The sequence below is a fragment of the Stenotrophomonas maltophilia genome (assembly GCF_003970865.1).
Taxonomy (GTDB): Bacteria; Pseudomonadota; Gammaproteobacteria; order Xanthomonadales; family Xanthomonadaceae; genus Stenotrophomonas; species Stenotrophomonas maltophilia_AR.
Genome location: NZ_RXLZ01000094.1, coordinates 1 through 12,053 on the forward strand (window position 1 = coordinate 1; position 12,053 = coordinate 12,053).

A 12,053-nucleotide genomic window follows, 5' to 3' on the forward strand; every position below is an offset into this window, starting at 1 on the left:
CTGGAAGATGGTGAGCCACCTACAGAGCGCTCTGCGGGGAAAGACCTGGGGGTGGGGAATGTGGCGAAAGGGGCGGGGTACCCCCGGGTGGCCCCAAGGGCGACACCCGCCGGGGCACTGCGTCGTTCCGGCAGGCCGCGGAAATCTGTCGAAGGGGGGGTGGGGCCGGTGGCGGGGGTGTCCGGGGCATGGATGCCGCGGCCAAGCCCCCATGGACGGGTTTACGGCGTCTCCCGCCACCGGGCCCACCCCGCCATCCCCCAGTAAGCCAGCTTCTGCTGTTGCTTCGGCTTCGGCCTCTGCAGGTGCAGGGCGCAGCCCTGCATGAGAACCCCACCCCCCTACCAAGGTAGGGCGGCCCGCGCGGCAGCGCCGGACTATCCTCGAACCCATGACTTTGTCTGGGAGGGCTGCGTCATGAACTACGAGGAAACCTACCGTCGCTCGATCGACGAGCCGGAGGCCTTCTGGGGCGAGGAAGCCAAGCGCATCCATTGGCACAAACCGCCGCAGCAGGTGCTCGACTACAGCAACCCACCGTTCCGGCGCTGGTTCGTCGGCGGTGAAACCAATCTCTGCTACAACGCCGTCGACCGCCACCTGGCCGAGCGCGCCGACCAGCTCGCACTGGTCGCCATTTCCACCGAAACCAACAGCACGCGCGAGATCACCTATCGCCAGCTGTATCGCGAAGTGAACGACTTCGCCGCGGTGCTCAAGCATCTCGGCGTTGGCCACGGCGACCGCGTGGTGATCTACATGCCGAACATGGCCGAAGCCGTGTTCGCGATGCTGGCCTGCGCGCGCATCGGTGCGGTGCACTCGGTGGTGTTTGGTGGCTTCGCCGCGCACAACCTGGCGCTGCGCATCGACGATGCGAAGCCCAAGCTGCTGATCGCCGCCGATGCCGGCATGCGCGGTGGCAAGCTGATTCCATACAAGCCGATGGTCGACGCCGCCTGCGCCGAAGCGGCTTCGCCGCCACCGCATGTGCTGATTGTTTCGCGCGGGCTGGATCCGGCCGAACCGCGTGTGCCGGGGCGTGATGTGGACTACGCCACGCTGCGTGCGCAGATTGGTGAAGTCGACGTACCGGTGCAGTGGCTGGAAGCGAGTGAACCGAGCTACCTGCTGTACACCTCCGGCACCACTGGCAAGCCGAAGGGCGTGCAACGCGACGTGGGCGGATACGCGGTGGCGATGGCCCAGTCGATGGAGACCGTGTTCGACTGCAGGCCGGGGCAGGTGATGTTCTCGACCTCCGATGTCGGCTGGGCCGTGGGTCACTCCTACAACGTGTACGGACCGCTGATCGGTGGCTGCACTTCGCTGCTGTACGAAGGGCTGCCGACCAACCCGGACCCGGGCATCTGGTGGGCGCTGTGCGAGCAGTACAACGTGCGCACGATGTTCTCGTCGCCCACCGCCATCCGTGTGCTGAAGAAGCACGACGCGGACTTCATCCATCGCCACGACCTGCGTGCGCTGAAGTACCTGTTCCTGGCCGGTGAGCCGCTCGACGAACCCACCGCGCACTGGATCAGCGAAGCGCTCGGCAAGCCGATCATCGACAACTACTGGCAGACCGAAACCGGCTGGCCGGCACTGACCCTGCTGCCGGGCCTGGAGATGAAGCCGGTGCGCTTCGGTTCGCCGGGCTTCCCCAATCTCGGCTACCGGATGAAGGTGATCGACGAGAACACCGGCGAGGAAGTCGCGCCGGGGCAGAAGGGCGTGCTGGTGGTGTCGCCGCCGTTGCCGCCGGGCTGCATGAGTACGGTGTGGAACGACGACAGCCGTTTCCTGCAGAGCTACTTCAGCCACTTCAAGGAACTGCTGTACAGCTCGCTGGACTGGGCGATCCGCGACGACGATGGCTACACCTTCATCCTCGGTCGCACCGATGATGTGATCAACGTGGCCGGGCACCGCCTGGGCACGCGCGAGATCGAGGAGGCCATTTCCAGCCATCCGCGCGTGGCCGAGGCTGCGGTGATCGGGGTCAAGGATGAGTTGAAGGGGCAGGTGCCGCTGGTGTTCGTCACCCTCAAGCAGGGCCTGGATGGCGAGGATCCGGCGCCGGTGGTGGCCGAGATGATGGCCACGGTGACGACTTCGCTTGGCGCGGTCGCGCGCCCGGCGCATGTGCACGTGGTCAATGCGCTGCCCAAGACCCGTTCGGGCAAGCTGTTGCGGCGCTCGTTGCAGGCGCTGGCCGAACAGCGCGACCCGGGTGACCTGTCGACGCTGGATGATCCCAGCGCGCTGGAGGAGATCCGCCGGGCGCTGGGCCGCTGATCCGGTAGTGCCGGCCGCTGGCCGGCACCCCCATCAATCCCGAGGTTGCCGGCCAGCGGCCGGCACTACCCGCAGCACTTGCGCTAAGCTCGGCCTGTCATCGACCTGCAATACGCGGCGCGCGCCGGGGAAGGCGCGTGCCGTCCGGGGATGGCACACAGGGGAGCGTGCCCGCCAGGGCGCGCCGGCATTGCGCATCGAGGGAGGGGGAGGCAATGGCATTGCTGCACGCCAAGACGGCTGCTGGCCGTCAGGAAATCGAAGACCGTGGCCGGCGCCTGCCGGCGGCACTGCGTTCGATCCTGCTGATGGTCGACGGCCATCGCGATGACACTGAATTGCGCGGCCTGTTCGAAGGCCTGCGCGCGCCACCGGACGCACTGGAGCAATTGTCAGCGCAGGGCCTGATCGAAGTGATCGGCGGAAGTGCCGAAACCGCACCGACGCGCAGCATCAGCAGCGGGCGCGAACAGGACCCGGCGCTGTACCAGCAGCTGTACGACGCGATGAGCGAGGCAGTGCGGCGCCATCTGGGCCTGAAGGGCTACTTCATGCAGTTGAAGATCGAACGCTGCACCGATGCGCTGGCACTGGAACGCCTGTGCCCGGAACTGCTGGCGGCGGTGGGCAAGGCGCGCAGTCCGGCGCTGGCGCAGCGCTGGTGGCAGGAAACCCAGGCCGCCGTGATCAATGGTGGCGGCGAGGTCGTGCAGGCCTGAGCCACCGCGTAAAGTGATCGGTTCACTTCCCCACAAGGAGTCCCGCGTGCAGGACGACCACGACGACACCGATACCCCCGGCTGGGACGCGATCAATGCGGCGCTGGCGCCGCTGTATGCCGGGCAGGAGCCGCGTCACTTCGGCACCGCGCTTCCGTACACGCTCGGTGGCCAGGATCCGCTCGATGGCATCAGTGTGTACTGGGCGGATGCGCCGGTTCCGCACTGGCACTACGTCACTTACGGCTTCTCCGAGCTGTATGCCAAGGAGAGCAGTGATGCCGATGTCAGCGGCTATGGTTTCGAGCTGACCTTCCGCCTCGCTGCCGACGTCGGTGAGAACGCCGGCAGCACACCGCCGGTGTGGCCGATGAACCTGCTGCAGAACCTGGCGCGCTATGTGTTCGGCAGTGGCAACGTGTTCGAGGATGGTCATCACCTCAATGCCAACGGCCCGATCGCGCTGGAGACCGGCACGCGCTTATGCCATCTGGCCTTCGTCGCGGACCCCCAGTTGCCCGCACGCGACACCGCCAATGGCCACCTGCAGTTCCTGCAGCTGGTCGGACTGACCGATGAGGAGATGGAAGCGGTCAAGCGCTGGTCGACGCGTGGTGTGCTGCAGGCGCTGCAACCGGCGATGCCGCTGTGGGTCAGTGACCTGCATCGCGGCAACCTGCTGGAGGATCCGGCACTGGCCGCACAGGTGCAGGCCGGCAGCGAGCGCGAGGGCTCCAGCACCGGCATGTTGTTCATCGAGACACTGGATTGGCGGCAGGAGGCAGGCGTCACCACGCTGGTGCTCGGTGCCGGCCAGGTCGCCAGTGTGTGCGAGCTGCTGCCATTGCGCCTGCGCCACGGCAAATCGCTGGAACTGGTCAGCCGCGAGCGGCAGTGGGAGTTCATTCCGGCCGCGCGCGGTGAAACCGGCGAGGTATCGGCCGACAGCGCGCGCTGGGCGTTGGACGAGACGGGTCTGGAAGCCCTGGCAGGCGTGCGTGCCGAGCGCGGGATCTACCCGGTGGCGGCGGCGCTGCGCATCGAAGTGGTGCCGACCTACCTGCGCGATGCCAAGGGCGAAGTGATCCGCCAGATCGGTTGATCAGGCTGTTGGAACCGAGGGGGTCGGAGCCACCTGCTGCGCAGACGGATCCGCCCCCGGCTCAGACCCGGCGGGCAGGTCAGGCCAGGCCTTCGGCCTTCAGTGCGGCCTGCACGCCGGCATCGGCATCCATGCGCGCCTTGTAGGCGGCCAGGTTCTCCAGGCCGGACAGGTCGACCCTGGTGCCGGCAGCCCAGCGCAGGGTGATGTAGAAGTACGGGTCGGCGAAGCTGCGGAAGCCGGCCAGCCACGGCTTGTCGGCCAGCTGCGTGTCGGCAGTCTCGAACAGGCCACGCAGGCGCTTGTGCGCGGCGGCACGGATCGCGTCGAACTGGCTCTCGTCGGCGATGAACTTGCCCGGCGAGAACAGCGGCGAGAAGGCCGGATGCACATCGGAATTGACGAAGGCCAGCCAGCGGGTGGCTTCAGCGCGCTGGCGCGGGCTGCCGTCGCCGCCGAGGCCGGCCTGCGGGAAGCTGTCGGCGATATAGCCCATGATCGCGGCGTTCTGCAGCAGCACGAAGTCGCCGTCAACCAGCGCGGGAACGGCACCGGCCGGATTGATCCTGAGGAATTCCGGGCCCTTCAGGGTGTCCTTGTTCAGCAGTTCAACCTCGAACGGCTGGCCGGTCCACTGCAGGGCGATGTGGTCGGCGGTGGAACAGGCACCGGGCTTGCTGTACAGCTTCATGGGAACTCCAGGTGATGCGGGCGGGAAGCCCCCACTATCCCAGAGCCTGGCGGCGGGCGGCAATGCTGCCGCCAGCACGGATCGTTACGACTGGCGCGGCTTGAGGTTCTGCACCTTATAGAAGGTGTGATCGCCGATGGTGGCCACCTGGTACGCATTGCGCCAGTTCGGGCTGGCGATGGACAGCGCGGCGAAGTGGCTGGCACCGGGCACGATCTCGCGGCGCTCGCCGGCCGGCAGCGCCCAGTTGCGCTCGGCGTCGAAGGCCACGTTCATCGCCTCGCTCCAGGCCGCGTCATTGCCCAGCTGGGTGCCGGGGGAGACGATGGTCGGTGCGAACTGCTTGCGCGCGGTGACCACCTGGCACATCGAGTCGCCCCACAGGCCACTGTCGAGGCGGCGCAGGGCTACCTCGGCGACGGCCTGCTGGCCGCGCAGGGTCTGGTCGCGGGCTTCCAGGTAAACGGTGGTGCTCAGACACAGTGAATCAGCGGCCGGCTGCGGCAACAACTGCGACAGCCAGAGAATCCAGGCCAGTTTCATATAACTCCTTGCTCCGTATGGGCCGCACGCTCCGGTTCCGGCCGCGGCGGCGACAGGAGGCGGGGTACGACTTGGCGTCATGGGGAGGCGGCCATCGGGGCCGCCCCGTGGGCAGCCCCAAAAGAATCGATCAGTACCGATCGAGGGGGCTGCGCCGGCTCACCGGAAACTGGCTGGTGAGCGGAAAGATGGCGCAAGGTAGGGGGGGATAGCCGAACGCATCGTGAACCGTCCGGCTTGACATTCAGGTTCGGCAGGGGTGACGGAAATCACATTCCGCCCCCCATTCAGGCGCTCATCAGAGCGCGGCGGCGACCCGGCTGCCCTGGTCGATCGCGCGCTTCGCATCCAGTTCGGCGGCTACATCGACACCGCCGATCAGCTGCGCGTTGATGCCGGCGGCCTGCAGTTCGGCGTCCAACGCGCGGTTCGGTTCCTGCCCGGCGCAGATCACCACATGGTCGACCGGCAGCAGCTGTTCGCTGCCTTCCACGCGGATGCGCAGGCCTTCGTCGTCCACACCCAGGTACTCGACGCCACCGAGCATGCGCACGCCCTTGGCCTTCAGCGTGGCGCGGTGGATCCAGCCGGTGGTCTTGCCCAGCCGCGCGCCGGGCTTGCCCGGGCTGCGCTGCAGCAGCCACAGCCGCCGCGGTGATGGCTCGACCTCGGGCCGGCCCAGTGAGCCGCGGGCCTCAAAGCTGGCATCCACGCCCCATTCGGCCATCCAGCGCTGCGGGTCGAGGGATGGCGACTCGCCGGCGTGGCTGAGGAATTCGCCGACATCGAAGCCGATGCCGCCGGCGCCGATGATCGCCGCATTGGCGCCCACTTCGACCCGGCCCAGCAGCACGTCCAGGTAGCTCACCACCTTGGCGTGGTCGGCACCGGGGAAGTCGACCTTGCGCGGGGTGATGCCGGTGGCCAGCACCACCTCGTCGAAGCCGGCCAGGCTGGCGGCATCGGCGCGGGTGCCCAGGCGCAGCTGCACACCGGTTTCGGCCAGCGTGTGGCGGAAGTAGCGCAGGGTCTCGTGGAACTCTTCCTTGCCGGGGATGCGCTTGGCCACGTTGAACTGGCCGCCGATCTCCTCGTTGGCATCGAACAGGGTGACCTGGTGGCCGCGCTGGGCAGCGACCGTGGCACAGGCCAGGCCGGCAGGGCCGGCACCGACCACGGCAACCTTCTTCGGCGTGGTGGTGGGGCGGTAGACCAGCTCGGTCTCGTGGGCGGCGCGCGGATTGACCAGGCAGCTGGCCAGCTTGTTCTCGAACACGTGGTCCAGGCAGGCCTGGTTGCAGGCGATGCAGGTGTTGATCGCCTCGGCGCGGCCGGCGCGGGCCTTGTTGGGCCATTGCGGGTCGGCCAGCAGCGGGCGCGCCAGCGACACCATGTCCGCACCGCCGCTGGCGAGGATGTGCTCGGCGACGTCGGGCATGTTGATGCGGTTGGTCGCCACCAGCGGCACCGTTACATGCGGCTTGAGCTTGGCGGTGACCCCGGCGAAGGCAGCACGCGGCACCGAGGTGGCGATGGTCGGAATGCGCGCTTCGTGCCAGCCGATGCCGGAATTGATGATCGTCGCGCCGGCCGCCTCGATCGCCTGCGCCTGCTGCACGATTTCTTCCCAGTTGCTGCCGTCGTCGACCAGGTCCACCAGCGACAGGCGGTAGATGATGATGAAGTCCGGGCCGCAGGCCTCGCGGATACGGCGCACGATCTCCACCGCGAAGCGCATGCGCTGGCTGGCATCACCGCCCCAACGGTCGGTGCGCTTGTTGGTGCGCGGGGCGATGAACTCGTTGATGAGGTAGCCCTCCGAGCCCATTACTTCGACGCCGTCGTAGCCAGCCTCGCGGGCCAGCTTCGCGCTGCGTGCGTAGTCGGCGATATGGCGTTCGACGCCACTGGCCGAGAGCGCGCGCGGGGTGAACGGGTTGATCGGCGCTTTCAGCTTCGACGGCGCTACCGACAAAGGGTGGTAGGCATAGCGGCCGGCATGCAGCAACTGCAGGCAGATCTTCGCGCCGTGCTGGTGCGCGGCGGCGGTGAGCTGCCGGTGGGGGCGTACTTCCCAGGGCCAGGACAGCTTGCCGCCGAACGGCTTCAGCCAGCCGACCACGTTCGGCGCGAAGCCACCGGTGACGATCAGGCCGACGCCGCCCTCGGCGCGTTCGGCGAAATAGGCCGCCAGCCGCGGGAAGTCGCGGGCGCGATCCTCCAGGCCGGTGTGCATCGAGCCCATCAATACGCGGTTGCGCAGCTGGGTGAAGCCCAGGTCCAGCGGGGCGAACAGGTGGGGATAGGCGCTTTCGTTGGCTGGCGACATGGTCGATACGCTTGCGTACGGAAGCGCGAAGCGTGCCGCGAAACGGCCGCCGGGGCAAGGGCCGCCTGGGGGGAGTGCCGGCCGCTGGCCGGGTACGCTCGGCACATGCGTGCTGTCGCTCCCGCATTTCGCTACGCGAACCGCGGGTCCCACTTACCGGCCTGCAACCCCCGCGCCTGCGGCGCTGCCCCCGAACTCCGGGGGCGGTAGTGCCGGCCGCTGGCCGGCATCCCGATCAGCTCAGGGCGATTGCGGTTGTCGGCCAGCGGCCGGCACCACCGGGGTGCGACCGATCCCGAACCAGCCCAGCGTGACCCCGCACAGCGGCCCGATCAGCAGGGCGAAGGCCAGCGTGCCGAGGCCGACATTGCCGCCCAGCCACCAGCCCAGCAGCAGCACGCTGCCCTCGATCAGGCTGCGCACTTTCCAGATCGGCCAGCCGGTACGGGCATGCAGGCCGGTCATCAGGCCGTCGCGCGGGCCAGGGCCCAGCTTGGCACCGATGTACAGGCCGGTGGCCAGCGCGACCAGCAGCATGCCGGCGCAGAACATCGCCAGCTGCCAGCCAAGGCCGACCGCTGGCGGCAGCAGCCACAGCCCGAACTGCGCGGAGGGGCCGATCAGCATCACGTTGAGCACGGTGCCGACACCCGGCTTCTGCCGCAGTGGCCACCACAGCAGCAGCACCAGCGCGCCGATCACGTTGGTGGCCAGCCCGAACGACAGTGGCGTCTGCGCGGCGATGCCCTGCGACAGCACGTCCCAGGGCGCCACGCCGATGGCGGCACGGATCATCAGCGATGCGCCGAAGCCATACAGGAACAGGCCGGTGATCAGTTGCAGCAGGCGCAGGGGCAGGGCGGTGGGCATGGCGGTCTCGGGGGAGGAGGATCTGTTTCCACCGTAATCCCGATTCAGTAACTTCCATAGATACAGATGCCAACCAATCCGCCGCTACAGGCAACGTCGATCCTGCATGTGGGGCTCGGCTTTACATCGGCGTTCCAGCCTGGCTCAGCCGCCCCAGCCCGCCAGCGCCAGCTTGCCCACCGTGCGTCCGCCGGCCAGGCGCTGATGCGCGATGTCCAGATTTGCCGCATTGATCGGGCCCAGCGTCTCGCTGAGGGTGCCGCGCAGCTGGCCGGCATCGATCATGCTGGCCGTGCGGCTGAGGATGCGGTGCTGCTCGATGCAGTCGGCAGTGGCAAAGCGCGAGCGCGCGAACATGAACTCCCAGTGGATGCCGATGCACTTGGCCTTGTAGGGATCGCCGATGCGCAGCGGCCCACGCGGCTCGACGATCAGGCCGACGTGTCCCTGCGGCGCCAGCAGCAGGCCCAGTTCGTCCCAGTAGTGATCGGTGTCGGCCAGGTTGAGTGCGACCTGCACCGTGTCGATGCCCAGCGCCTGCAGCTGGGCCTGAAGTGGTTGCCGGTGGTCGATCACGTGTCGGGCACCCATCTGCCGGCACCAGTCGGCCGAGGCCTCGCGCGACGCCGTAGCGATCACCTCGAAACCCGCATGGCGGGCCAGCTGGATCGCCATCGAGCCAACCCCGCCCGCACCGCCGATCACCAGCAGGTGCTGGCCGGCGTGGCGGCGATCGTCCAGCCGCAGGGGCATGCGCTCGAACAGCAGCTCCCAGGCGGTGAGCGTGGTCAGCGGCAGCGCGGCGGCTTCAGCGAAATCCAGCGTGGTCGGCTTGCGCGCGACCAGGCGTTCGTCCACCCAGTGGTACTGCGCATTGCAGCCGGGGCGGGTGACATCACCGGCGTAATAGACCTCGTCGCCAGACGCGAACAGGCTGGCCTCGTCGCCGATCGCCTCGACCACGCCGGCGGCGTCCCAACCCAGCACGCGGGGCGCCTGGAGCGTGGCCGGGTCCGTGCTGGCACGCTGCTTGCCATCGACGGGGTTGACCGAAACTGCCTCGACCCGGACCAGCAGGTCACGCCCCTGGGGAGGCAGCGGCGGGGGCAGGTGGATATCGCACAGGGCAGGGGCGGATTCACGACTCAGGGCGACGGCTTTCATCACGGCTCCGGCTGGGTTCGTGGCTCCATCATAAGGTTCCTCACCTTTCCGCAAACACGCTGAACCGTGTGATGCAGCGCGCTGCGCAATATGTCGTTTTCCCCGCCTAAACCCCGTCAAACCCTTGCAGTGTGAGGGTCTTGCGGATTTTCATCATCCTGTATAGGGTTTCAACGTCGGACCGGCGGACGGTCGGGCGCAACACTTCACATGTTACGGGACTGTTAACATGGCCTTCACCCGCCTGAGCATAATGTTCGCGGCGGTGGCGTGCTGAATCGGCTGTCGTACATCGACGCACTTGTGCTGGCCCATGCCTCTACCGGTTTCATACCCCCGAAATAGGAGCTGTACTCAATGAACAAGAAGATCCTTACTGCCGCGCTGCTGGGCGGCCTGGCTTTTGCCCAGGCAGCTTCGGCGCAGGAGTTCGATGACCGCTGGTACCTGACCGGTTCGGCCGGCTTCAACTTCCAGGACAGCGACCGTCTGACCAATGACGCTCCGTTCGTGACCCTGGGCCTGGGCAAGTTCATCAGCCCGAACTGGTCGCTGGACGGTGAGCTGAACTATCAGAACCCGAACTTCGATTCGAACAAGGACCTGAACTGGTCGCAGTACGGCGTCTCGCTGGACCTGCGTCGCCACTTCATCAAGGAAGGCCGCGGCTGGAACCCGTACATCGTCGGTGGCCTGGGCTACCAGAAGTCGGAAGAAGAGTACCCGGCGCTGAATGCCAATGGTCCGCGCCAGCGTAAGGACGGCAACGTTGCCGCCAAGCTGGGCGTCGGCCTGCAGACCACCTTCGAAAAGCGTGTTGCTGTCCGCGCCGAAGTGGCCTACCGCGCTGACTTCGACGACCAGAGCGTTGCCGCTCAGAAGGAAGACTGGTTCGGTGACGTGCTGGCTTCGGTCGGCGTCGTGATCCCGCTGGGCCCGGCTCCGGTCGCGGCTGCTCCGGCTCCGGCTCCGGTTGCCCCGAGCTGCGCCGACCTGGATGACGACGGTGACGGCGTCAACAACTGCGACGACAAGTGCCCGAACTCGCAGCCGGGTCAGACCATCGGTCCGGACGGTTGCCCGGTGCCGGTCTCCATCGACCTGAAGGGCGTCAACTTCGACTTCGACAAGTCGAACCTGCGTCCGGACGCCGTGGCGATCCTGAGCGAAGCCACCGAGATCCTGAAGCGTTACCCGGATCTGCGCGTTGAAGTTGCCGGTCACACCGACTCGAAGGGTACCGACGCTTACAACCAGAAGCTGTCGGAGCGTCGCGCTACCGCCGTGTACAACTACCTGACCAAGAACGGCGTTGACGCCGGTCGCCTGGTCGGCCCGATCGGCTACGGCGAGAGCCGTCCGATTGCTCCGAACACCAACCCGGATGGTTCGGACAACCCGGAAGGTCGCGCCAAGAACCGTCGTACCGAGCTGAACGTCCAGAACTAAGTTCTGACGCTCTGCCAGTAAGTCACAGCAGGACCCGGCTTCGGCCGGGTCTTGTTGTTTCTGCGACCCGGAATGCGGGTATCTGCCGGTCCGGCAGTAACCGTTTGTCGGGTTTTTGCCCGTAAAACCAATGAGTTGCCGTATTCATTGAAAGTGGCGCTTGAAAGCTGTCGCGGCATTGCTAAACTCGCCGCGTCACTTCCTTTCCTGGATGCCCTTCATGCTGCGCTCTGCATCGGCCGCCTTCCTGGCGCTGGCCCTGGTTCCCGCCGCCCACGCTGCGGTCGATTGCTCGGTCAACACCAGCGCCTCGCCGCTGCCGTTGCCGGCCACGACCATCGCGCCGGTGGCCGACGAGCTCTACATCCGTGGCAATCAGCTGGGCATGCCGGCCGGCGTGCTGAGCAGCAACTACGATCCGTCGCAGTCGCTGGACCAGGTGCTGCAGCGCCTGCGCATCGATGGGTGCCAGAACATCGCCAAGGCCATTCCGAGCGCCCCGGCGGTGAAGCCGAACGATCCGGCGGCCTACAAGCCGCAGACCGAATTCGACAACACGCCCTGGCGCTTCGATATGAGCCAGAACGGCAAGCGCATGACCGCCGAAGAGTTCGACGCCTGGATGAAGGCGCGTGGCGTGCGTGTGGTCAAGGCGCGTCCGGCTCCGGCCGCCACTCCGGCCCCGGCCGATGCACCGGCTGAGACCAAGCCGGTCGACAAGAAGTAAGCACCGCGGGGAGCAGAGGCTTGCGCACGCGCCGCCCACCTGGCCCCCGAGCCGGGCTCCAATCCGGGAGCCCGTCTTCGCATTTGAAAAAAAACAAGTGCACTTAGTTTACTTGATTGGCTCCTTCATATGTGCTTCCCACCTCCCACTCACCGATCCCA

General features: G+C 67.1%; 10 protein-coding genes. 5 read left to right on the plus strand and 5 right to left on the minus strand.

Annotation, left to right across the window (positions count from 1 at the left end; all coding sequences use genetic code 11):
• The first annotated feature begins 417 nt into the window (after window positions 1-417).
• The 3 genes from prpE (at window position 418) to EKL94_RS20875 (ending at window position 4,119) form a co-directional block, all read left to right on the plus strand.
• A complete protein-coding gene (prpE, locus tag EKL94_RS20865; RefSeq protein WP_126930483.1) occupies window positions 418-2,298 on the plus strand; it encodes a propionate--CoA ligase in 1,881 nt (626 codons plus the stop codon).
• Between the two features lie 215 nt (window positions 2,299-2,513).
• Window positions 2,514-3,017 carry a hypothetical protein gene (locus EKL94_RS20870; RefSeq protein WP_126930484.1) on the plus strand — a complete coding sequence of 168 codons (504 nt, stop codon included), beginning with the start codon at window positions 2,514-2,516 and terminating at the stop codon, window positions 3,015-3,017.
• A 46-nt stretch (window positions 3,018-3,063) separates the two neighbouring features.
• Entirely contained in the window at window positions 3,064-4,119 is a 1,056-nt protein-coding gene (locus EKL94_RS20875; protein WP_126930485.1) for a suppressor of fused domain protein, read from the plus strand.
• A 79-nt stretch (window positions 4,120-4,198) separates the two neighbouring features.
• Here EKL94_RS20875 and EKL94_RS20880 read toward each other — a convergent pair whose 3' ends face one another.
• From EKL94_RS20880 to EKL94_RS20900, 5 genes are all read right to left on the minus strand, one after another.
• Window positions 4,199-4,810, minus strand: coding sequence for a glutathione S-transferase N-terminal domain-containing protein (locus tag EKL94_RS20880; protein WP_126930486.1), 612 nt, complete (start codon window positions 4,808-4,810; stop codon window positions 4,199-4,201).
• Window positions 4,811-4,894: 84 nt separating this feature from the next.
• Window positions 4,895-5,353, minus strand: a complete 459-nt coding sequence (locus EKL94_RS20885; RefSeq protein WP_004154513.1) for a cell wall hydrolase — start codon at window positions 5,351-5,353, stop codon at window positions 4,895-4,897.
• A gap of 298 nt (window positions 5,354-5,651) precedes the next feature.
• Window positions 5,652-7,682 carry an NADPH-dependent 2,4-dienoyl-CoA reductase gene (locus tag EKL94_RS20890; RefSeq protein ID WP_126930487.1) on the minus strand — a complete coding sequence of 677 codons (2,031 nt, stop codon included), beginning with the start codon at window positions 7,680-7,682 and terminating at the stop codon, window positions 5,652-5,654.
• Between the two features lie 240 nt (window positions 7,683-7,922).
• Window positions 7,923-8,552 (minus strand): membrane protein YczE, encoded by a 630-nt coding sequence (gene yczE, locus EKL94_RS20895; protein ID WP_071229484.1) that lies wholly within the window; start codon window positions 8,550-8,552, stop codon window positions 7,923-7,925.
• A gap of 144 nt (window positions 8,553-8,696) precedes the next feature.
• Window positions 8,697-9,716: a zinc-binding alcohol dehydrogenase family protein gene (locus EKL94_RS20900; protein ID WP_126930488.1), complete on the minus strand. Its 1,020-nt coding sequence runs from the start codon at window positions 9,714-9,716 to the stop codon at window positions 8,697-8,699.
• 357 nt (window positions 9,717-10,073) lie between these two features.
• Between EKL94_RS20900 and EKL94_RS20905 the strand changes: the two genes are divergently transcribed.
• Entirely contained in the window at window positions 10,074-11,165 is a 1,092-nt protein-coding gene (locus EKL94_RS20905; RefSeq protein WP_126930489.1) for an OmpA family protein, read from the plus strand.
• A gap of 220 nt (window positions 11,166-11,385) precedes the next feature.
• On the plus strand, window positions 11,386-11,892 hold the full coding sequence (locus EKL94_RS20910; protein WP_126930490.1) for a hypothetical protein: 507 nt from the start codon (window positions 11,386-11,388) through the stop codon (window positions 11,890-11,892).
• The last annotated feature ends 161 nt before the right edge of the window (window positions 11,893-12,053 follow it).

Bases quoted from the DNA above. Each gene is read 5' to 3' on its own strand.
- prpE (WP_126930483.1), top strand. From the start codon at position 418: ATGAACTACGAGGAAACCTACCGTCGCTCGATCGACGAGCCGGAGGCC.
- EKL94_RS20870 (WP_126930484.1), top strand. From the start codon at position 2,514: ATGGCATTGCTGCACGCCAAGACGGCTGCTGGCCGTCAGGAAATCGAA.
- EKL94_RS20880 (WP_126930486.1), bottom strand. From the start codon at position 4,810: ATGAAGCTGTACAGCAAGCCCGGTGCCTGTTCCACCGCCGACCACATC.
- EKL94_RS20885 (WP_004154513.1), bottom strand. From the start codon at position 5,353: ATGAAACTGGCCTGGATTCTCTGGCTGTCGCAGTTGTTGCCGCAGCCG.
- EKL94_RS20890 (WP_126930487.1), bottom strand. From the start codon at position 7,682: ATGTCGCCAGCCAACGAAAGCGCCTATCCCCACCTGTTCGCCCCGCTG.
- yczE (WP_071229484.1), bottom strand. From the start codon at position 8,552: ATGCCCACCGCCCTGCCCCTGCGCCTGCTGCAACTGATCACCGGCCTG.
- EKL94_RS20900 (WP_126930488.1), bottom strand. From the start codon at position 9,716: ATGAAAGCCGTCGCCCTGAGTCGTGAATCCGCCCCTGCCCTGTGCGAT.
- EKL94_RS20905 (WP_126930489.1), top strand. From the start codon at position 10,074: ATGAACAAGAAGATCCTTACTGCCGCGCTGCTGGGCGGCCTGGCTTTT.
- EKL94_RS20910 (WP_126930490.1), top strand. From the start codon at position 11,386: ATGCTGCGCTCTGCATCGGCCGCCTTCCTGGCGCTGGCCCTGGTTCCC.